General features: G+C 71.0%; 17 protein-coding genes. 12 read left to right on the top strand and 5 right to left on the bottom strand.

Annotated features, from left to right (window positions below; all coding sequences use genetic code 11):
- Positions 1-22 precede the first annotated feature (22 nt).
- The gene (locus ACFYPR_RS15590) at positions 23-2,863 is read right to left on the bottom strand and encodes a transglycosylase domain-containing protein (RefSeq protein WP_387260493.1); all 2,841 of its coding nucleotides are present in this window, start codon (positions 2,861-2,863) and stop codon (positions 23-25) included.
- Between the two features lie 197 nt (positions 2,864-3,060).
- Positions 3,061-3,516 carry a DUF5318 domain-containing protein gene (locus ACFYPR_RS15585; protein WP_354862693.1) on the bottom strand — a complete coding sequence of 152 codons (456 nt, stop codon included), beginning with the start codon at positions 3,514-3,516 and terminating at the stop codon, positions 3,061-3,063.
- 174 nt (positions 3,517-3,690) lie between these two features.
- On the opposite strand from ACFYPR_RS15585, the gene ACFYPR_RS15580 reads away from it, so the two are divergent.
- On the top strand, positions 3,691-4,326 hold the full coding sequence (locus ACFYPR_RS15580; RefSeq protein WP_354862695.1) for a PadR family transcriptional regulator: 636 nt from the start codon (positions 3,691-3,693) through the stop codon (positions 4,324-4,326).
- Positions 4,327-4,349: 23 nt separating this feature from the next.
- Positions 4,350-5,429 (top strand): inositol-3-phosphate synthase, encoded by a 1,080-nt coding sequence (locus ACFYPR_RS15575; protein ID WP_355133873.1) that lies wholly within the window; start codon positions 4,350-4,352, stop codon positions 5,427-5,429.
- Positions 5,430-5,512: 83 nt separating this feature from the next.
- On the opposite strand, the gene ACFYPR_RS15570 is transcribed toward ACFYPR_RS15575, so the two are convergent.
- Entirely contained in the window at positions 5,513-5,992 is a 480-nt protein-coding gene (locus ACFYPR_RS15570) for a methylated-DNA--[protein]-cysteine S-methyltransferase (protein ID WP_387180789.1), read from the bottom strand.
- 157 nt (positions 5,993-6,149) lie between these two features.
- Here ACFYPR_RS15570 and ACFYPR_RS15565 point away from each other — a divergent pair, with 157 nt between their 5' ends.
- Together ACFYPR_RS15565 and ACFYPR_RS15560 are read left to right on the top strand one after the other, a co-directional pair.
- A complete protein-coding gene (locus ACFYPR_RS15565) occupies positions 6,150-6,671 on the top strand; it encodes a hypothetical protein (RefSeq protein WP_387181457.1) in 522 nt (173 codons plus the stop codon).
- 30 nt (positions 6,672-6,701) lie between these two features.
- A complete protein-coding gene (locus ACFYPR_RS15560; RefSeq protein WP_354862700.1) occupies positions 6,702-8,234 on the top strand; it encodes an SPFH domain-containing protein in 1,533 nt (510 codons plus the stop codon).
- Between the two features lie 65 nt (positions 8,235-8,299).
- Here the strand turns inward: ACFYPR_RS15560 and ACFYPR_RS15555 are convergent, their stop codons facing one another.
- Positions 8,300-9,760, bottom strand: a complete 1,461-nt coding sequence (locus ACFYPR_RS15555) for a CCA tRNA nucleotidyltransferase (RefSeq protein ID WP_355063358.1) — start codon at positions 9,758-9,760, stop codon at positions 8,300-8,302.
- A 126-nt stretch (positions 9,761-9,886) separates the two neighbouring features.
- Between ACFYPR_RS15555 and murJ the strand changes: the two genes are divergently transcribed.
- The 7 genes from murJ (at position 9,887) to ACFYPR_RS15520 (ending at position 18,255) form a co-directional block, all read left to right on the top strand.
- Positions 9,887-11,644, top strand: coding sequence for a murein biosynthesis integral membrane protein MurJ (murJ, locus tag ACFYPR_RS15550; protein WP_387260490.1), 1,758 nt, complete (start codon positions 9,887-9,889; stop codon positions 11,642-11,644).
- A 444-nt stretch (positions 11,645-12,088) separates the two neighbouring features.
- A complete protein-coding gene (locus ACFYPR_RS15545; protein ID WP_355063354.1) occupies positions 12,089-13,696 on the top strand; it encodes a protein kinase family protein in 1,608 nt (535 codons plus the stop codon).
- A gap of 43 nt (positions 13,697-13,739) precedes the next feature.
- On the top strand, positions 13,740-14,444 hold the full coding sequence (sigM, locus tag ACFYPR_RS15540) for an RNA polymerase sigma factor SigM (RefSeq protein ID WP_387260487.1): 705 nt from the start codon (positions 13,740-13,742) through the stop codon (positions 14,442-14,444).
- Positions 14,441-15,433, top strand: a complete 993-nt coding sequence (locus ACFYPR_RS15535; protein WP_354854818.1) for a hypothetical protein — start codon at positions 14,441-14,443, stop codon at positions 15,431-15,433. The genes sigM and ACFYPR_RS15535 overlap by 4 nt, the downstream gene beginning before the upstream one ends.
- Positions 15,434-15,616: 183 nt before the next feature.
- Positions 15,617-16,567, top strand: coding sequence for a thioredoxin-disulfide reductase (trxB, locus tag ACFYPR_RS15530; RefSeq protein ID WP_354854819.1), 951 nt, complete (start codon positions 15,617-15,619; stop codon positions 16,565-16,567).
- A 31-nt stretch (positions 16,568-16,598) separates the two neighbouring features.
- Positions 16,599-16,922, top strand: coding sequence for a thioredoxin (trxA, locus tag ACFYPR_RS15525; RefSeq protein ID WP_007453873.1), 324 nt, complete (start codon positions 16,599-16,601; stop codon positions 16,920-16,922).
- 169 nt (positions 16,923-17,091) lie between these two features.
- Positions 17,092-18,255, top strand: a complete 1,164-nt coding sequence (locus ACFYPR_RS15520) for an N-acetylmuramoyl-L-alanine amidase (protein WP_354854821.1) — start codon at positions 17,092-17,094, stop codon at positions 18,253-18,255.
- Positions 18,256-18,266: 11 nt separating this feature from the next.
- On the opposite strand, the gene ACFYPR_RS15515 is transcribed toward ACFYPR_RS15520, so the two are convergent.
- Positions 18,267-18,932: a GNAT family N-acetyltransferase gene (locus tag ACFYPR_RS15515; RefSeq protein ID WP_234588686.1), complete on the bottom strand. Its 666-nt coding sequence runs from the start codon at positions 18,930-18,932 to the stop codon at positions 18,267-18,269.
- A 286-nt stretch (positions 18,933-19,218) separates the two neighbouring features.
- Here ACFYPR_RS15515 and ACFYPR_RS15510 point away from each other — a divergent pair, with 286 nt between their 5' ends.
- Complete coding sequence (locus ACFYPR_RS15510; RefSeq protein WP_355063350.1) at positions 19,219-20,532, top strand: PLP-dependent aminotransferase family protein; 1,314 nt, start codon at positions 19,219-19,221, stop codon at positions 20,530-20,532.
- Positions 20,533-20,534: the final 2 nt, after the last annotated feature.

The raw sequence follows: 20,534 nt of genomic DNA, 5'->3' as shown, positions 1-20,534 counted from the left end.
GCGGCGTCATGCGTGGTGCGGGTCAGTCCCGTGTGGTCGGTGGCAGGCCGGGCAGCAGACCACCGCCGTTTCCGCCGTTCCCGGGGCCGCCAGGGCCGCCGGGGCCGTTGCCGCCGGGGTTGCCGTCGGTACGTGGGCAGAACGGGTTGGTCAGCGGGTCACAGGGTGCCCCCGGCCCACCGGGCTGGCCGCCGGGCTGACCCGGAACGGTCGGCGGCGGCGGTGGCGCCTCCTTGCCGTTGCCCTTCGTGACGTCGCCCTCGCCGGTGACGGTGGGCAGGGGAATCTCCTCCTGGCCCTTGAGCGCGGTGTTCATGTACTTCTCCCAGATAGGACCGGGCAGCGTCGAGCCACCGATGTCCTTGCCATTGGCGAGACGGATCTGCGGCTTCTTCGGGTCCCGGCTACCCACCCAGACGGCGGTGGCAATCTGCGGGGTGTACCCGACCGTCCACGCGTGGGCGTTGTCCTTGTCGTCGTACTCCCAGGTGCCCGTCTTGGCGGCGGCCTGACGGCCGTCTTCGAGCGAGAGATGGTTGGGGGCGGGAATCTGCTTGAGGACGCCGGTCACCTCATCGGTGATTTTCTTGTCGATCCGCTGCTCAGGCTTGATGCGCTCGCTGCCGACGACCTTCCACTTACCGGTGTCCTTGTCCTGCTGCTCCACCTTGATGACGAAGTGCGCCTTGATGTACTTGCCGTCGTTGGCGAACGTCGCCATCGCGTTCGCGTGGTCGAACACGGTGAGCGGGTACTTGCCGAAACCGGTGTAGTTGTCGAACGGGTTCTTCTCCTTCTTCGACAGGTCGTAGGCCCGCGGTGGGTTGACGTCCCACATGGTGGTCACGCCGGCCTTCCGGGCCATGTCGACGACCTTGTCGGCGCCGATGGTGTCGGCGACCCAGTAGAAGGGCACGTTGTACGACTGGACCGTCGACTCTTCGAGGGTGCAGTACTTGCCGCACTTGAGGTTGGTCCGGCCGGCGTTACCGATCGGGTCCTTGGAACCCTCGGGCTTGTACGGCGTGGGGTCCCAGTGCGACTTGACGGAGATGCCGGCCTCGATCGCGGCGGCGAGGGTGTAGACCTTCATCGAGGAGCCCGGCGGGTGACCACCAGTCAGGTCGCCGTTCTTGTCGATATTCTTGCCGGCGTAGTCGAAGTCGGCACCGCTGTCACCGCCGTAGTACGCGAGTACGCGGCCCTTCTTGGGGTCGATCGAGACCACCGCCGCCATCAAGTTCTTGGGCTGGTCGTTGAGCTCCGAGCCCTTCTTCGACTGCATGGCGACGTTCTCGGCGGCCGTCTGGAGCTTCGGATCGATGGTCGTGGTGATCCGGTAGCCGCCGTCCCGCAGCGCGTCGACACAGCTCGTCTTGCCCTCCGCGCCGGTGTCGGAGCAGAGGCCCATCGCGTCCATCTCCTGACGGACGTAGTTGATGACGTTGCCCCGGGGGGTGTCGACGCCGAAGCCGTTGCCGCCCTTCTTCGGTGGCAGCACCTTCGGGTATTCGATCGGGGTGGCGGGGTCCAGCCACTTCTCCTTCTTCATCCCGTCGATCACGTAGTCCCACCGGGTCTTGGCGTCGGTCGGGTTGACCGCCGGGTCGTAACCCTTGTGGGTGTCGGTCGCGACCGGCTGCTTGATCAATGCAGCCAGGACCGCGCCCTCGGCGGGGGTCAGCTTGATCGCCGACTTGCCGAAGTACGTCTGTGCCGCCGCCTCGATGCCGTACGCGCCGCGTCCGAAGTAGATGACGTTGAGGTAGTGCTGCATGATCTCCGGCTTGCTGTACGCGTCGTTCAGCTTGGAGGCGAGGATGGCCTCCTTCACCTTGCGGCCGTACGTGTCATCCTGGAGATTCTCGAACGCGTTGCGGGCGTACTGCTGCGTGATCGTCGAGGCGCCCTGCTTGTCACCGTTGGAGACGTTGTTCCACGCGGCCCGGACGATGCCCTTGTAGTCGACGCCCGAGTGCCGGTAGAAGTTCCGGTCCTCGGCTGCCGCCACCGCGTGCTGCACGTGCTCCGGAATCTGGTTGATGGTGACGAAGGTGCGGTTCTCGCTGCCCAGCTTGGCGAGCGTGGTCTTGCCGTCCTTGGCGTACACGGTGGTGGACAGCGGCAGCGGCAACTCGTTGGGCATGACGACGTTCGTCGAGTAGTAGGTGAACCCGACCACACCGACGCCAGCGAGCATGATGAAGACGGCGAACCCGGCGATCAGCAGGTTCATCCGCTTGCGCTTCTTGGCCCGAGCCGCCCCCGCCGGGTCACCCGCGCCGCGACCGCCCCGGCCACCGCGACCCGGACCGTTCGGTCCGCCGGGGCCTCCGGGGCCGCCCGGTCCGCCGGAGACCGGCGAGACGCTCGCCCGGGCCACCGCGGCACGGCCACCCACCGACGCGGAACCGACGCTGGCCCGGCCCGCCGAGGCGGCGCCGACGGCGGCGGTGCCGACCCGCGCCCGACCTGCGGGCGCGCCCGGCGCCGGGGACACCGGAACAGAGGCCCGGCCCGCGCCGGCACGGCCCGCGGCCACACCCGGCTCCGGCGACACGGGCACCGAGGCACGGCCGCTCCGGCCCGGCGTGGCCGAGCCCACCGATGCGGACCCGGCCGCGGCACCGCCGCGCGGCGGCACGGCAGCCGAACCGCCCACCGACGCGCGACCGCCCGCTGCCGGCGGTGTCACCGAGGCACGGCCGGGGGGCGCCGCAGGCTCCGAGGCGGACCAGCCGCCCGCGCGGGAGTCACCGCCGGGTCGGCGGTACGCGTCGTCCGCGCCCGGTCCGGGGTCGCCGTTCGGGCCCGGGTACTGGGCCCGCCCACGCGCAGAACTGGGATCGCCGTACGAGTTCATTCTTCACACCCTGCCGGTCGCGGTGGAGCGCGACTGCGCCGCCACCGGGTTGCCGTGAGTTGCTTCACCCGGGACGCCGGCACGGGGGTGCCGGCTCGCCAAGGTCATTGCTGTATCAATCGGGCCAATCGGACCAACGATTGGTCGGCCGTCCCGGGTCATGTCCACAGCCCCGGGGCCGGTCGAACCAACTGAGATCACCGTTGCGCCTCTCGCCTCCGCCGACCCGCGCCTTCGGCGCCCGCCGCGTTCTGTTCGCCAGCGCCAGCACCGTCGCCGTCACCCGTGAGACCGTCCCGGCCGAGCAGGTACTGCTCGACGAGATGGTTCCAGTCACAGCCGAGGCACACCTCCACCACGAAGACCTGGAACTCACGTAGCGTCATCGCCAGCACGGGCAACTCGGCCAGTGTGCGGGCCTGTCCGGCGGACTGCTTGAGTTCGTCCCCGTAAATGTAGTGGACGAGGGTCAGGTTCTCGCTGCGACAGATGGGGCAGCGGCGGTCGGTCGGTTCACCGTGAAACCGGGCAGCGTTCTTCAGGTACGGCGAGGCGTCGCAGACGTCGTACGTGCCGACCCGGCCGGCCAGGAGCTCACGCAGCACCGCTCGCTTCTGTAGCGAGTAGTCGACGACCTGGCGCTGCGTACGCATGCGGAGAAGGGTACGCGGTCCGGCCCGACGAGGCGACCACGGTCACGATCCGTGACGGCGGGACCCCGGAACCGGGTTTGCCCTGGCCCACGCGACCCGCTAACGTGCGATGTATCGGTCCGATACATCGCGGCGGTTACCGCTCCGCGCCGGAGGGTAAAGAGAGGGTGGCTCGTGCTCGAATTCGCCATCCTCGGCCTCCTGCAGGAGTCTCCGATGCACGGCTATGAGCTGCGCAAGGAGCTGACCGCCAAACTCGGCGCGATCCGGGCGGCGATCAGCTACGGCTCGCTCTACCCGACCCTGCGCAGGTTGCAGGCGGCGGGATGGATCACCGAAGCTGCCGAGACGCCCGCCACCGCCGAGGAGGTTCCCGCGCTGACCAGCCGACGTGGTCGGGTGGTCTACAAAATCACCGCGGAGGGCAAGGAACGCTTCGCCCAGCTGATCGCACAGGCTGGGCCCGAGACCTACGACGACACGGGTTTCGGTGTGCACTTCGCGTTCTTCGCCCGGACCGACCAGGCGACCCGCCTCCGCATTCTGGAGGGTCGCCGCCGCAAGATCGAGGAACGTCGCGAAGGGCTTCGCGACGTGCTGGGCCGGGCGGCCGAGCGCCTCGACGCTTACACCCTGGAACTGCAGCGCCACGGCCTGGACGCCTGTGAGCGTGAGGTCCGCTGGCTGGAGGAGCTCATCGCCAACGAGCGCTCCGGCCGAGCCCCGACGGTCCCGCACGGGACGGCCGGTGGCCGACGAGAAGACAACAGCCCGCCTCCACCTGGAGAGACCAGGAAAGAGCGGCCGTGACAGAAAAGAAGGAGGCAGACGCTATGGGCTCCGTCCGCGTCGCCATCGTCGGTGTGGGTAACTGCGCCTCGTCCCTGGTTCAGGGCGTCGAGTACTACCGGAACGCCGACCCGAACGACCGCGTCCCGGGTCTCATGCATGTCGCCTTCGGCGACTACCACGTCAACGCCGTGGAGTTCGTCGCGGCATTCGACGTGGACGCCAAGAAGGTGGGCATGGACCTCGCGGAGGCGATCGTCGCCAGCGAGAACAACACCATCAAGCTCTGCGACGTGCCGCCGACCGGCGTGTCCGTGCAGCGCGGTCCGACCTTCGACGGTCTGGGCCAGTACTACCGCGAGATCATCGAGGAGTCCGACGCCGCCCCCGTCGACGTGACGCAGGCGCTGCGCGACGCGCAGGTCGACGTCGTCGTCTGCTACCTCCCGGTCGGCTCCGAGCAGGCCGCCAAGTTCTACGCCCAGGCCGCGATCGACGCCGGCTGCGCGTTCGTCAACGCCCTGCCGGTCTTCATCGCCTCCGACCCGGAGTGGGCCCAGAAGTTCACCGACGCGGGCCTGCCGATCGTCGGTGACGACATCAAGAGCCAGGTCGGCGCCACCATCGTGCACCGCGCCCTCGCGAAGCTCTTCGAGGACCGCGGCGTCGAGCTGCTGCGCACGTACCAGCTCAACTTCGGCGGCAACATGGACTTCATGAACATGCTGGAGCGCACCCGCCTGGTCTCGAAGAAGATCTCGAAGACCCAGTCGGTCACCTCGCAGATCCCGCACGAGATGAGCAAGAGCGACGTGCACATCGGCCCGTCGGACCACGTGCCGTGGCTGGACGACCGCAAGTGGGCGTACATCCGCCTGGAGGGCCGCTCGTTCGGCGACACCCCGCTCAACGCCGAGCTCAAGCTCGAGGTGTGGGATTCTCCGAACTCGGCCGGCGTCATCATCGACGCGGTCCGCGCCGCGAAGATCGCCCTGGACCGCAAGATCGGCGGCCCGATCCTGTCGGCCTCGTCGTACTTCATGAAGTCCCCGCCGGTGCAGTACGCCGACCACGACGCCCACCAGGCCGTGGAGGAGTTCATCGCTGGCGAGGTCGAGCGCTGACCCGCTGAGCATCAGCACGGCCGAGGGCCGGGTCCGTCAGGGACCCGGCCCTCGCCGCGTTCCGCCCACCGTCACATACGGGCTCAGGACCAGGCGTGCCGCAGCGCGACGCTCGCCTCCAGCTCCAACAGCTTGACCTTGCGCGGCAGGCCCCCGCCGAAGCCGACCAGCTTGCCGCCCGCGCCGACGATCCGGTGACAGGGCACGATCACCGGGATCGGGTTGCGGTTGCAGGCCACCCCCACCGCCCGCGCCGCCCCGGGATCCCCGACCAGCCGCGCCACCTCGCCGTAGGTCAACGTCTCGCCGTACGGGATGCGCGTCATCTCCCGCCACACCGCCCGCTCGAACTCGGAGCCGGGCGGAGGCGACACGGGCACGGTGAACGCGCTCAGCTCACCGGCGAAGTACGCCCGCAGTTCGGCGACGGTCTGCCAGGACAGCGGGTCGTCGGGCTCGTCGGCCGCCCCCTCGACTCGGCCGAAGTGGGCTCCGCGGACACCCGTGCCGTCGGTGGCCACGGAAAACTCGCCGATCGGTGAGTCGAGCACGGTCCAGCGCATCAACCCATTGTCCCTGTCGCGGACCCCTTCGCCGGCCCGGCTACCAGCGTCGAGCCGAAAGCCACTCATCAGCCGCCGGACCGCGGCGGCAGCGACCCGCATCGGTAGCTCATCATCGCGCCTTGGTGACTGTTGAACCTTGCACCACGTCGATACCGTGCGGGTCGTGGCCACGGGGACGCTCATCTTTCTGATCATCGGTGCGGCGGGTGTCGGGGTGCTGGCACTCGCCCTGCTCGGCAGCGAGCTGCTGCACTTCGGGCACGCCGACGTGGACGGGCCGATCTCCACCGAGACGGTCGCCGGGTTCGCCGGCGCGTTCGGGTTCGGCGGGGCGATCGTCAACGAGCTGCTCGGCGCGCGTACCCCCGCGCTGATCGCGGGTGCGGCGGCCGGCGGCCTGCTCGCGGCCGTGCCCACGGCGTGGTTGGCGTCGCGGCTCAGTCGGGCGGCGCGCAACATGCGCACCGACCCCACCCCCACCCGCGACGACATGGTCGGCGCGCTCGGCCTGGTGGTGACCCCGGTGCCGGTAAACGGGTACGGCGAGGTGCGGGTACGCGTGGCCGGCCAGCCGGTCAAGCTCAACGCCCGCGCCGACCAGCCGATCCCGGTCGGCGCTCAGATCTTCGTCGTACAGGCGCTCAGCGAGACCAGCGTGCACGTCGAAACCTACTGATTTCCTCCTCGCAGACGGGACTTCCCCTCCATGCCCCTGTTGATAGCTGTCGGCGGCGCGGTTCTCCTCGCGCTCGTCCTGGTGTTCTTCGTTCTGTCCCGGATCAAGGTGGCCGGGCCGAACGAGGCGTTCATCGTCACCGGCCGTAAGGGCCGCACCACGCAGACCGCCGACGGTGCCCGGTCGACCGACAATTCCGGGCAGAAGGTGGTGCTGGGCGCCTCGGTCTTCGTGCTCCCGGTGGTGCAGAAGCTCCAGTCGCTCGACCTGTCCAGCCGGCGGATCGACGTCGGCATCCGGGGCGCGGTCAGCAAGCAGGGCATCCGCGCCGACCTGCACGGCGTGGCGATCGTCAAGGTCGGCGGCACCGAGGACGCGATCCGCGCGGCCGCCCAGCGGTTCCTGCACCAGCAGGACGAGATCGACAACTTCACCCGGGAGGTGCTGGCCGGCGCACTGCGTTCGATCGTCGGCCGGCTCACCGTCGAGGAGGTCATCCGGGACCGGGCGGCCTTCGCCAGCGCCGTGGCCGAGGAGGCCGAGCACTCGATGACCAACCAGGGTCTGGTGCTCGACACCTTCCAACTCCAGGACATCCTCGCCGAGGGCTCGTACCTGCAGGATCTGGGGCGACCCGAGGCGGCCCGGGTGCTCAAGGACGCGGCGATCGCCGAGGCGCGGGCCCGGCAGCAGGCCGAGCAGGAGCGACTGCTCGCCGAGGAGGCCATCGCCGAGGCGAACCGGAACCTGGCCCTCAAGCAGGCCGGCATCCAGGCGGAGATCGACGCGGCCAAGGCCAAGTCGGCCGCGGCCGGGCCGCTCGCCCAGGCGGAGCGGGACCAGGCGATCCTCTCCGAGCAGCAGAAGGTGGCGGAGCGCAACGCCGAGCTCAAGCAGCGTCAGCTGGACACCGAGGTGCGCAAGCCGGCCGACGCCGCCCGGTACAAGGTGGAGCAGGAGGCCGAGGCGGCCCGCAACGCTGCGGTGCTGAGCGCCGACGCGCAGCGACAGGCGGTCATCGCCGCCGCGCAGGCATCCGCCGAGCAGGCACGGCTCACCGGTGAGGGCGAGCGGGCCCGGCGGGCCGCGCTGGCCGAGGCGAACGCGATCGAGGGCGCCAAGGAGGGTGAGGCCGAGCAGCGGCGGCGCTCAGCGATCGCCGAGGCGGTCGAGCGGGAGGGTACGGCCGAGGCGGCGGCCATCCTGGCCCGAGGCCAGGCCGAGGCCGACGCGATGGCCCGCAAGGCCGAGGCGTTCGCGGCGTACGGCGAGGCCGCGGTGCTGGACCTCCTGGTCAAGGTGCTGCCGCAGGTGGTCGAGGCGGCGAGCGCTCCGATCGGGGCGATCGACAAGATGACCGTCATCTCCACCGACGGCGCGTCGTCGCTGACGAAGTCGGTGGCCGGCAACGTCGCCCAGGGACTGCAGCTCGGCAGCGACCTGACCGGCATCGACCTGGCCGGCCTGCTGGCGCGGCTGGGCTCGGCGTCCACGCCCAGCGGCAACGGCACCCCCGCGGGCAAGAGCCCGTCCGTGGACGGAACGGCCGTCGAGACGCGCTAGTAGGTAACGCCGATCGGGGCGTCGCTCTCACTCCGGGAGCGACGCCCCGGCCGCGCCAGCCAACGTCAGGGGATCAGGCCTTCGGCGCGGGCCCAGCGCAGCAGCTCGGCCTCGGCGGCGTCGCGGTCCAGCGGGCCGTGCTCCAGGCGCTGTTCCTTGAGGTGCTTCCAGGCCCGCCCCACGACCGGCCCCGGCGGTACGCCGAGCAGCTCCATGATCGCGTTGCCGTCCAGGTCGGGGCGAACCCGGGCCAGGTCCTCCTCGGCGGCGATCCGGGCGATCCGGTCTTCCAACGCGTCGTAGTCGGCGGCGAGCTGGGCGGCCTTGCGCCGGTTGCGGGTGGTGCAGTCGGAGCGGGTCAGCTTATGTAGCCGGGGCAGCAGGTCACCGGCGTCGGCGACGTAGCGGCGCACCGCCGAGTCGGTCCACTCGCCCCGCCCGTACCCGTAGAAACGCAGGTGCAGCGCGACAAGCGCGGTCACCTTCGCGGTGATCTCCTTGGGGTAGCGCAGGGCCTTCATCCGGGCCTTGGTCAGCCGCGCGCCCACCACCTCGTGGTGGTGGAAGCTGACCCGGCCGTCGGGCCCGACGGACTTGGTCGCCGGCTTGCCCACGTCGTGCATGAGGGCGGCCATCCGCAGGATGAAGTCGCAGCCGTCCTCCTCGAAGGAGACCGCGTTCTCGACGACCGTCAGCGTGTGCTCGTAGACGTCCTTGTGCTGGGCGTGCTCGTCGATCTCCAGCTTCAGGCCGGTCAGCTCCGGCAGGAACCGCTCGGCCAGCCCGGTGTCGACCAGCAGCCGCAGCCCGGTGATCGGGTCGGCGCCGCAGAGCAGCTTGGTGAACTCGTCCCGCACCCGCTCGGCCGTGATCCGGTCCAGGTCGGCGGCCATCTCGGTCATCGCCGCGTGCACGTCCGGGTGCACGGCGAAGCGCAGTTGAGCGGCGAACCGGGCCGCCCGCAGCATCCGCAGGGGGTCGTCGCCGAACGACTCCCGCGGGGTGCTCGGCGTACGGATGACCTTGGCCGAGAGGTCGTCCAGCCCACCGTGCGGGTCGGTGAAGCGGTGCTCCGGCAGGCTGACCGCCATCGCGTTGATGGTGAAGTCGCGCCGCTTCAGGTCCTCGTCGAGGCTGGTGCCGTACACCACCACCGGGTTGCGGCTGACCTGGTCGTACGACTCGGCGCGGAAGGTGGTGATCTCCAGTCGGAGGCCGTCGCGCTGAGCGCCGATGGTGCCGAACTCCCGGCCGGTCTCCCAGATCGACTCGGCCCAGCCCTTGATGATCCGCAGCGTCTCGTCGGGGTGGGCGTCGGTGCAGAAATCCAGGTCGTCACCGAGCCGGCCGAGCAGGGCGTCCCGCACCGAACCGCCCACCAGGTGCAGCTCGTGACCAGCGCGGACGAAGCGGCGGCCCAACTCGTCGGCGACCGGAGAGACCCGGAGTAGTTCGGCGACGGCGTTGCGCTGCGCGGCGGTGAGTTCGCGGCGGTCGGCGGCGTGAGGAGCGGAGGCTTCGGACATGGGATCGCCAGCTTATCGGGCCGGGGTGTGATCCGATCCGCCGGGCGCGGGTATCGGGCAGGGGTTGACTATGGTCTGTGACGTGCGGGTCGGCGCCCGGCTCGACGTACCCCTGGGAGGCTGGAGATGAGCGGCGGGCTCTACCGCAGCGCGAACGCCGCGCAGGACGGCGGTGCGGGAGCCAACGTCCGCCCCTCCGACGGCGCCACGTTCATTTCGGCCGAGCCACTGAACCAGCCGGCCATGGAGTCGACCGCCCCACCGCAGGAGCAGGTGGGCGAGGCGAGCGCCGCGACCAACAGCGCGGTGATGGCGGTCGGCAGCCTGGTCAGCCGGGGTACGGGCTTCCTGCGCAACCTGGTCATCGCGGCGGCGCTCGGCGGCGCGCTGGTCGGTGACGCGTACACCACCGCGCAGATCCTGCCCGGGATGGTCTACGAGTTCCTGCTCGGCGGCGTGCTCACCAGCGTGTTGATTCCGGTGCTGGTGCGTCGCCGCAAGGTCGACGTCGACGGCGGCCAGGCGTACGCCCAACGGCTGCTCACCCTGGCGGTGCTCGCCCTCGGCGTCGCGGCGCTGCTCGCGGTCGCCTTCGCCTCGACGCTGACGTGGCTCTACGGCAGCGGCCCGGCGAGTGGCGATTATTCCCAGCTGGTCACGGGGCTGGCCCGTCTCATGCTGCCGATGATCTTCTTCTCCGGACTGAGCGCGCTGATCAGCGCGGTGCTCAACACCCGGGGGCACTTCGCCGCGCCGATGTGGGCGCCGATCCTGAACAACCTCGTGGTGATCGGGACGGCGGGTCTCTACATCGCCGTGTTCGGCGCGGAGATCGTCCGCCCGGAGGAGATGACCACCGGGCGGATCCTGCTGATCGGCGGCGGCACCCTGCTCGGCGTCGCGGTCCAGGCGGCGGGTCTGCTGCCGGCGCTGCGCAAGGTCGGCTTCCGCTGGAAGCTGCGCTTCGACTTCCGCGCGCTCGGCCTACGCGAGCTGGGCCGACTCGGGGCGTGGATGATCTGCTACGTCGCCGTGAGCCAGGTCGGCCTCATTGTGCTGTTCAACCTGCTGAACCGGGCCGGCAAGGAGAACGCCGCCGGCCCGCTGATCTACAACAACGTCTTCCTGCTGCTGATGACCGCACACGGGATCATCGCCGTCTCGATCATCACCGCGCTGATGCCCCGGATGAGCGCCGCCGCCGCCGACGGCCGGTACGCCGACGTCGCCGCCGACCTGTCGCGCGGCACCCGCACGGTCACGGCGGTGCTCGCCCCGATCGCGGTCTGCTACGCCGTCCTCGCCACTCCGATCGCGTTCACGCTGTTCCGGTTCGGCGCGTTCAACGAGAACAACGCCACCGCCACCTCCGTCGTGCTGCTCGCCGCCGCGCTGGCGCTGGTTCCGTTCGCGGTGAGCCAGCTCTTCACCTTCGCCTTCTACGCCCTGCCGGACACCCGCACCCCCGCGCTGATCAACATTCCGGTGGTGGCGCTGCGGATCGGCGTGCAGATCGTGCTCTTCGTCGCGTTCTCCGCCAGCTTCGCCGGCGCCGGGATGATGATCGGCAACGCGGTCTCCTACCTGGCGGCGGCGGTCGGCTCCGCCTGGCTGCTGCGCCCCCGGGTCGGGCGCATCGGCCTCGGGGAGATCATGCGTACCGGCGGTCGGGTCCTGGTCGCGTCACTCGGCGCGGCGCTGGTCGGCCTGCTCGTGGTCAAGCTGTTGCCTGGCGACGACACGCCGACCCGCCTGGAGGCCATCGTCCAGCTCGTGATCGGTGGCGCGGCGATCGGTGGGACGTACCTCGGTCTCGCCATGGTGCTGCGGATCGGGGAGATCACCGAGGTGGTCGGCATGGTCCGCCGCCGCCTCGGTCGCTGACCGCAAGGATCCGGGCACCGAAAGTCGTAGCCACACGGAACGTGACCACGGATCACCAGGCTGGGGATGCACCTGTGGATAACTCCGCGATTCGCCGGTCAACAACCGGATCGACCTGTGGATAACCAACCGTACGGCTGAGCGTGGTCGCCCGATCGGCGGGAACAGGCGGTTGGCGAGGTCACCACGCCAGGCCCGGCCCCGGCGTCGGTCACTTGCGGTGAAGCCGTAGATTGGCTAGTACATGTGCCAGCAACGTGGCTGACAACGGTCGTAACCGGACGACTTCCCCGACTCCCGGCACCCCGCCGGGTACGGCAAGAAGATGACATGTCGGGGAGACGGGCAACCCGGGTAAGGTCGCTCTCGACGGGTACGGCAGGCGCCGACGCTGCGCGTCGACACCGGTTGGCCGGTTCCTTCGACGGCAGAGCGGGAAGCCACATGCCCAGCAGTGCGGGTCCATCGATCGACACGATCACCGAGGGAGGACGGGTGACCCAGGTCGGCGAGGGTCAGGAGGCGGACGAGAGCGCTCCTCCGGTCATGACCTTCGGTGCTCCCACGGCCGGTGAAATCCTCGCCGAACGTTACGAGCTGGTCGAGCACATCAACAACGACAGCGCGGGTCGGCTGGTATGGCGGGGAGTCGACGTCATCCTGCGCCGCCCCGTCGCGGTGGTGCTGCGCTACCCGGGTGGCGACTCCGCCACCGAGATGCTCCAGGCCGCTGTCGCGGCCAGCCGCGTCATCCACCCCAACCTGGTCGGCGTCTACGACGCGATCGACGAGGCCGAGCGGGCGTACGTGGTCCGTGAGTGGGTGGACGGGCAGTCGTTGCGCGACCTGGCCGCCGATGGTCCGCTGGACCCGGCGCGGGCCACCGCGATCGGCAACGCCGTCGCCAGCGCGCTCGCCGCGGTGCACGCCACCGGGATGGTGCACGGCAACGTCCACCCCGGCACCGTGATGATCAGCGACGAGGGTCGCGTGGTCCTGGCCGACGCACGCACCGACGGTGACGACAGCCAGGAGAGTGACATCCGGGCGGTCGGCGGCGTCCTCTACTTCGCACTGACCGGTCACTGGCCGCACGCCGAGGCGCCGCTGCGCGGCGCCACCGCCGGCCATGGTCGGGCCGCCATCCCGGACGCGGTCCGGGACGCCGGGGGCGCCCTCGCGGCGCCCCGCCAGGTTCGGGCCGGGGTGCCCGCGTACCTGGACGACCTGACCATGGATCTGCTCGACGCCGAGATCGCTCCGCCGTCGTCCGACGTGCTGGCGGCCGAGTTGGCCCGGCTGGACGTGCCCGCCGAGGAGGAGCACTACCTCGACAACGGCGGGCCGCTGCGGTTCGCCGCCGACACCGAGGACGAGCCGTCGCCGCTGGCCGCGGCCGGTGGTCGCAAGGTCGCCATCGGCATCGCCGGCCTGCTGGCGGTCGCCCTGGTCGGTCTGCTCATCGGCATCAGCGCGCTGGGCGGCGACGACAAGGACCCGCAGAACAGCGCCGGGGCCACGCCCACCGCCAGCGCTCCGGCCGGCGAGGCCACCCCGGCCGCCGCCACGGTCCGCAACCTCGGCGTGCAGGGCATCCGGATCATCGACCCGGACAGCAGCAAGCGCGACGAACTCGGCGGCGCCGACAAGATCATCGACGGCGACAACGACAAGGGTTGGGAGACCGACCGCTATCCGAACGCCACGTACGGGAACCTCAAGGCCGGCATGGGTGTCTGGCTGGACCTGGGCTCGCCGCACACGGTGAAGTCGGTGCAGGCCGTGCTCTCCGGTCGAGGCGCCACCGCGAAGCTGCTCGCCGGCACGTCCGGCTACCCGTCGACCTCCAACGGCGACAAGCAGATGGTGGCGAACTACAAGACCGAGATCGGTGTCCTGAAGGAGCACGACGGCACCACGATGACCTTCAACGGCTTCAACGCCGACGAGAAGTACCGCTACCTGCTGCTCTGGTTCACCGAGCTGCCGGCCATCGGCGACGAGGACGGCTTCCGGCTCGGCGTGCAGGAGATTACGGTCCAGGGTTCGTGATCCGGCCAGCACGACCCGGGCACCGCATCCGCTGGACGTGGTGATGGACGGGCGCGACGCGGCAACGGACCTCGAGCTGCTGCGCGCCCACGTCGCCGGTGACCGGGACGCCTTCGCGGTGCTGTTCCACCGGCACCGCGACCGGCTCTGGGCGGTGGCCCTGCGGACGCTCGGTGACCGCGAGGAGGCCGCCGACGCTCTCCAGGACGCCCTGCTGTCGGCACACCGGGCGGCCGGCCGATTCCGTGGCGACTCCGCCGTCACCACGTGGCTGCACCGCATCGTGGTGAACGCGTGCCTGGACCGGATCCGACGCCGGCAGGCACACCCCACCGTTCCACTGCCCGACGGCAACCGGTCCGGCGACGGATCGGGCACCGGCGGGGTCGAGCCGGCCGCGCCGGCACAGGACCATGACACGGCGCTGGTCGTCCGCGCCGCGCTCGCCGCGCTGCCGATCGAGCAGCGGGCCGCCCTGGTGCTGGTGGACGTGCAGGGCTACCCGGTGGCCGAGGTAGCCCGCATCCTCGGTGTCGCCGAGGGGACGGTGAAGAGCCGCTGTGCCCGGGGTCGGGCACGGTTGGCGGTGCTGCTCGGGCATCTGCGGCCGGCGACGCCATCGCAGCCGGCCCCGGCCGGCCGGAACGCGGACGTGCCCGGCGTCACGCCGGGGAACCTGCGCCCGGCCGAGGGCGTCGGATCGGGGTCGGTTCGGTACCGGCAGGACACCAGCCAGGAGGACGCGTGACGAACGAGGGGTTCAGGGAGGTCGACACCGACCTGCTCGCTGACTACCTCGGCGGCGCGTTGGACGGCACACCACAGCAGGCCCAGATCGCCCGGCTGGTCGACGCGGACCCGGCCTGGGCCGAGGCGTACGCGCTGCTTGCTCCCGCGGTGACGCAGGTCCGCGCCGAGCTGGCCCGCTGGGCCGAGCCCTCCCCGGAGCTGCCCCCGGCCGTCGCCGAACGGATCGCCGCCGCGCTGGCCGCGGCCGACACCCCGACGGACGACGCCTCGGCCACCCTCACCGGCGCCACCGGGTCGCCCGAGCCGGGTGCTCCCGCGACGCCGGTCAGTGTCCCGGCACAGGGCGGGCGTCGCCCCGGCGGCCCGTCGCCGACCGAGTCGGGTCGCGGCAGAGCCACCGGCCCGGGTCGCCGGCAGCGCCGCTGGGCTCGGACCGCCGCTCCGGTGGCCGCCGCGGCGGTCGCCGTCGTCGCGGTCGGTCTGGGCCTGCACCAACTCTCGACGAACACCACGGACAGCGGTGCCATGGACCGTCCGGCCAGCGCACCCGATGTTGCGGCAGCGGCCGGGGCAGCCCGCACCTCCGGGCCGGCGTTGCACAGCGGAACCGACTACACCCCGCAGACCCTCGGCCAGACAGCGACCACACGGCCGTCGCCGCTGCTGGGGGAGAGCAGCGGCGGCCCCCGCGAGCAGCACGGGGTGGACGCCGAAGGGGGTCGACGGCCCGCCCCCGACGGGTCGGACCAGCTGGCTCGGCTGAGCGGCGAGGCGGCGTTGACCGACTGCCTGTCGGCAGTGGCGGCGGAGCACGGCTCGGCCCCGCTGGTCGTCGAAGTGATCGACTACGCGCGGTTCCAGGGCGAGCAGGCGCTGGTGATCCGGTTCACCGACGCGACCGGGGCCCGCTGGGCCTGGGTGAGCGGCCCCGAGTGTGGCGTACCCGGGTCCGGCTCGGACAGCCGGTATTCGGCGCGGGTAGGGTGAATCCGCGGTCGTCGGTGCGATGAGCGTCCACGTGACCTGACCCACGCCGATACCCGGCTCGGGAATCCCCGCTTCGTACGATGACGTTCTGGAAGTCAGCTGCCGGCACCCCCCAGGCGTCGGCACTCGGATCAGCATCGGTGCGCGCGCCGACGCCGAACACACACAACTCGGGAGACGGCAGTGGACGAGGTCCGCAACCTGATCATCATCGGCTCCGGCCCGGCCGGTTACACGGCTGCGGTCTATGCGGCGCGCGCCAACCTGAAGCCGCTGATCATTGAGGGCGTGCAGTCCGGTGGCGCGCTGATGACCACGACCGAGGTGGAAAACTTCCCCGGCTTCGCCGACGGCATCCTCGGCCCCGAGCTGATGGACAACATGCGCAAGCAGGCCGAGCGGTTCGGCGCCGAGTTCCTCACCGACGACGTGACCCGGGTCGAGCTGGTCGACACCGGCGACTCCGGCGCCGGCGCGGTGAGCACCGTGTGGGTCGGCGAGACGGCCTACCGGGCCCGCTCGGTCATCCTCTCCACCGGTTCGGCCTGGCGTCCGCTGGGTGTGCCGGGTGAGCAGGAATACCTCGGTCACGGTGTCTCCTCGTGTGCCACCTGTGACGGCTTCTTCTTCCGCAACCAGCACATCGTCGTCGTCGGCGGTGGTGACTCGGCGATGGAGGAGGCCAGCTTCCTCACCCGCTTCGCCGACTCGGTGACCATCATCCACCGGCGCGACTCGTTCCGGGCCAGCAAGATCATGGCCGACCGGGCGCTGAGCAACGAGAAGATCAAGGTCGAGTGGAACAGCACCGTCGAAGAGGTCCTGGGCGCCGACGGCAAGGTCACCGGCGTACGGGTCCGCAACGTGCACACCGGCGAGACCAAGGTGCTGGACGTGACCGGTGTGTTCGTGGCCATCGGTCACGACCCGCGCAGTGAGCTCTTCCAGGGCCAGGTCGAGCTGGACGACGAGGGTTACGTGAAGGTCCAGGCCCCCAGCACCCGGACGAGCGTGCCCGGCGTCTTCGCCGCCGGTGACGTGGTCGACCACACCTACCGCCAGGCGATCACCGCGGCCGGCACCGGCTGCGCCGCCGCGCTCGACGCCGAGCGGTTCATCGCGACGCTCAGCTGAAACAGGAAACACATCCCGGAGGAGGGCAATAGTGGGAAATACCAAGGCGGTCACGGACGCGAGCTTCGTCGCTGACGTGCTGCAGGCCGACAAGCCGGTGCTGGTGGACTTCTGGGCCGAGTGGTGCGGGCCGTGCCGCAAGGTGTCGCCGCTGCTCGAGGAGATCGCGGGCGAGATGGGCGACCAGGTCACCATCGTCAAGCTCAACATCGACGAGAACCCGGAGACCGCCCGCGCCTACCGGGTCATGTCGGTACCGACCCTCACCGTCTTCAAGAACGGCCAGCCCGTGCAGTCGATCGCCGGCGCCAAGCCGAAGGGCGAGCTGGTCCGGCTCATCGAGTCGGCCCTCTGATCCGCAGAGACACCACCGAACCCCGTACCCGCCCGTCGGGTGCGGGGTTCGCTGTCTCCCGGCCGGCACGAACGGCGTTTTTCCAGGCCGAGCCACCTGGTCGCCCCGGAACGCATAACCTCAAGCCGGGGCCGCCCGGCCAGCCAGATTCGTGCAGAGGGGGTCGTGCGTGCGTCCGATCCGAGCCGGAGACCGGGGACCCGCGGTCACGGAGATCCGTACCATCCTCACCGGCCTCGACCTGCTCGCCGCCGCCGGTCCGCACACCGACGAGTTCGACCTGGACACGGAACGCGCGGTCCGGGCGTTCCAGCAGTCCCGTGGGCTCAGCGTGGACGGCCGGGTCGGCTCGGAGACCTGGGGGGCGTTGGACGCCGCCCGCTGGCGGCTCGGCGCCCGCACCCTCTATCACGCGATCCCCGAGCCGCTCACCGGCGAGGACGTCCGGTCGCTGCAGGAACGACTGCTGGAGATGGGGTACGACGTCGGCCGCGCCGACGCCATCTACGGCATCCGGACCTCCCGTGCGGTGGCGCAGTTCCAGCGCGAGGTCGGGCTCACCCCCGACGGCTCCTGCGGGCCGCACACCATGGACGCGCTGCGCCGGATCGGTCGCAAGGTCGTCGGCGGCCGCCCCCAGTGGCTTCGCGAGTCCGACGCGATCCGCCAGTCCGGGCCGGCGCTGGTCGGCAAGACGGTGGTCATCGACCCCGGCCACGGTGGCACCGACCCGGGCATGGTGGTGCCGGACGGGCCGCTGCGCTGGACGGAGGCGGATCTCGTACACGACCTGGCGAGCAGGCTGGAGGGGCGGCTCGCCGCGTCCGGGGTGCGGGTTCAGCTCACCCGCGGTCCCGCGCCCGACACGTGCCTGCCGGACACCGACCGGGCGCTGCTGGCGAATTCGCTCGGCGCCGACGTCTTCATCTCGCTGCACCTGGACGGGCACGCCAATCCGGACGCGGACGGGGTGGCGACGTACCACTACGGCACCGACAACGGGGTGACGTCGGCGACCGGTGAGCGGCTGGCCGGGTTGGTGCAGCGGGAGATCGTGGCGCGGACCGGGCTGCGGGACTGCCGTACGCACGCCAAGGCGTGGGACCTGCTGCGGCTGACGCGGATGCCGGCGGTCCGGGTCGAGGTCGGCTACCTCACCTCACCCGTGGACCGCGCCCGGCTCGTCGACCCCCGGTTTCGGGACCGGGTGGTGGAGGCGATCGTGGCCGCGGTGCAGCGGATGTACTACCCGATCGAACGGGACGTGCCGACCGGCTCCCTCGACGTCAGCGAGCTGCGGGCGGTGGTGACCGCCGGCACGGTGGTCGACTGACGGCGAGCGCGTCAGCCGCTGGTGGAGCGGGTGGCCGGGGCGGGCCGGACCGGCCGGAGCAGGGTCTCCGGGCTCATCGACCCGAGCAGCTTCTCCAGGGCGTACTCGACGTCGGACTTCCAGCTCAGCGCCGTGCGCAGCTCGAGGCGCAGCCGGGGAAACCGGGGATGCGGACGTACCGTCTTGAAGCCGACGGAGAGGAAGAAGTCGGCCGGTGCCACGCACCCGCCGGCCGGATCGTCCGCGTCACCGAACTTGGCGTCGCCGAACGCCTCGATCGCCTTGATCCCCCGCTTCGTCAGGTCCCGGGCGACGCCCTGCACCAACATGCGGCCCAACCCGCCGCCGGCGAACGCGGCGACCACGTTGGCGGTCATCAACAGGGCGGCGTCGGCGGAGACCGGCGACGTCGGGAAGGCCATCGAGCGGGGCACGTAGGCAGGCGGCGCGTACATCACGAAGCCCGCCGGCATGCCGTCGACGTACGCGAGCTTGCCGCAGGAGCCCCACTCCAGCAGGGTCTGGGAGACCCACGCCTCCTTCTCCAGGCCCGGGTCACCGGCGGCGCAGGCCCGGTCGGCCGAGACCGGATCCAGCTCCCAGTAGACGCACTGGCGGCAGGGGCGCGGAAGGTCCTCCAGCGTGTCGAGGGTCAGGCTGACCAGACGTCGCGACATATGGCGCATCCCCACAATAGGCTCGGTGGTGAGGCCGGCATGGAACGACAGCGCCGCCTTCCTGCCCCCGACGAGCGATCGTACGCCGCCGATCGACCGGACGGGAGGGGACGCGCAAATGCCCACCCCACCGGGGGACGGTCCGCCATGTGGTCGATCCGTCCCGGCGCGGAGGCAGGCTGGCCTGGGCGGACTAGGATCGACATTCGGTGTCCCGTCCGCCATGGTCAGGAGCGTGCGGGGTACCCGGGGCGGGAGCCACCCGAGCTGCGATCGAGGTGAGGTCATGACCGGCACGACACTCGACGACTACACCGACCGGTACGCCCGGCGGGTACGCGGGATGACCGCCTCCGAGATCCGAGCACTCTTCGCGGTGGCCAGTCGACCCGAGGTCGTCTCCCTCGCCGGTGGCGCCCCGTACATCGCCGCGCTGCCGCTCGACGCGGTCGGCGAGATGCTGGGTCGGCTCGGCTCCGAGCACGGTGTGACCACCCTGCAGTACGGCATCGGGCAGGGCACCCTGGAGCTGCGCGAGCGGATCTGCGAGGTGATGTCCCTCTCCGGGATCGACGCCGCGTGCGGCGCCTCGCCCGAGGACGTGGTGGTCACGGTGGGCGGGCAGCAGGCGCTCGACCTGGTGGCCCGGCTCTTCCTCGACCCCGGTGACGTGGTGCTCGCGGAGGGCCCGACGTACGTCGGCGCGCTCGGGGTGTTCCAGGCCGCCCAGGCGCAGGTGGTGCACGTGCCGATGGACGCCGACGGGCTGATCCCCGAGGCGTTGGAGACGGCCATCGCCGACCTCGCCCGTGCCGGTCGGCGGGTCAAGTTCCTCTACACCATCCCCACCTACCAGAACCCGACCGGCGTGACGCTCAGCGAGGAGCGCCGGGAACGCGTGCTCGACATCTGCGAGCGCGCCGGCCTGCTCGTGATCGAGGACGACCCGTACGGCCAGCTGGGTTTCGAGGGTGAGGCCCCGGCACCGCTGCGGGCCCGGCGGCGCGACGGTGTCTTCTACCTCAGCACCTTCTCCAAGACGTTCGCGCCCGGCCTGCGGGTCGGTTGGATCCTCGCGCCCCACGCGGTCCGCGACAAGCTGGTCATCGCGAGCGAGGCGCAGATCCTCTGCCCCAGCGGCTACGCGCAGGCCGCCGTGGCGACCTACCTCGGCACCATGCCGTGGCGGCAACAGCTCAAGGTCTACCGCGAGGTCTACCGCGAACGCCGCGACGCACTGCTCGACGCGCTGGCCGATCTGATGCCCGAGGGCACCAGCTGGACGACCCCGGCCGGTGGCCTCTTCGTCTGGGCCACCCTGCCGGACGGGCTCGATTCGAAGGCCATGATGCCGCGCGCCATCGCCGCCCGGGTCGCCTACGTGCCCGGCACCGGCTTCTACGCCGACGGCACGGGCACCGGCGCCATGCGACTGAACTTCAGCTTCCCGCCCCCGGAGCGGATCCGCGAAGGCGTCCGCCGACTGGCCGGCGTCATGGAGCAGGAGATCGCGACGCGCCGCGTCTTCGGCGCCGTGGGCGGTGCCGCCGGCCGGCGGGGCCGGCCCGGCTCCGACGTGCCGGGTCCCGACTTGGCATGATG

It is taken from the genome of Micromonospora sp. NPDC005254 (assembly GCF_042872525.1).
Classification (GTDB): domain Bacteria; phylum Actinomycetota; class Actinomycetes; order Mycobacteriales; family Micromonosporaceae; genus Micromonospora.
The sequence above is the reverse complement of the archived record's forward strand: the minus strand, read 5'-3'. Positions and strand labels throughout refer to the sequence as shown.

Bases quoted from the DNA above. Each gene is read 5' to 3' on its own strand.
- ACFYPR_RS15590 (WP_387260493.1), bottom strand. From the start codon at position 2,863: ATGAACTCGTACGGCGATCCCAGTTCTGCGCGTGGGCGGGCCCAGTAC.
- ACFYPR_RS15575 (WP_355133873.1), top strand. From the start codon at position 4,350: ATGGGCTCCGTCCGCGTCGCCATCGTCGGTGTGGGTAACTGCGCCTCG.
- ACFYPR_RS15570 (WP_387180789.1), bottom strand. From the start codon at position 5,992: ATGCGCTGGACCGTGCTCGACTCACCGATCGGCGAGTTTTCCGTGGCC.
- ACFYPR_RS15555 (WP_355063358.1), bottom strand. From the start codon at position 9,760: ATGTCCGAAGCCTCCGCTCCTCACGCCGCCGACCGCCGCGAACTCACC.
- murJ (WP_387260490.1), top strand. From the start codon at position 9,887: ATGAGCGGCGGGCTCTACCGCAGCGCGAACGCCGCGCAGGACGGCGGT.
- ACFYPR_RS15515 (WP_234588686.1), bottom strand. From the start codon at position 18,932: ATGTCGCGACGTCTGGTCAGCCTGACCCTCGACACGCTGGAGGACCTT.
- sigM (WP_387260487.1), top strand. From the start codon at position 13,740: ATGGACGGGCGCGACGCGGCAACGGACCTCGAGCTGCTGCGCGCCCAC.
- ACFYPR_RS15545 (WP_355063354.1), top strand. From the start codon at position 12,089: ATGCCCAGCAGTGCGGGTCCATCGATCGACACGATCACCGAGGGAGGA.
- ACFYPR_RS15510 (WP_355063350.1), top strand. From the start codon at position 19,219: ATGACCGGCACGACACTCGACGACTACACCGACCGGTACGCCCGGCGG.
- ACFYPR_RS15585 (WP_354862693.1), bottom strand. From the start codon at position 3,516: ATGCGTACGCAGCGCCAGGTCGTCGACTACTCGCTACAGAAGCGAGCG.
- ACFYPR_RS15560 (WP_354862700.1), top strand. From the start codon at position 6,702: ATGCCCCTGTTGATAGCTGTCGGCGGCGCGGTTCTCCTCGCGCTCGTC.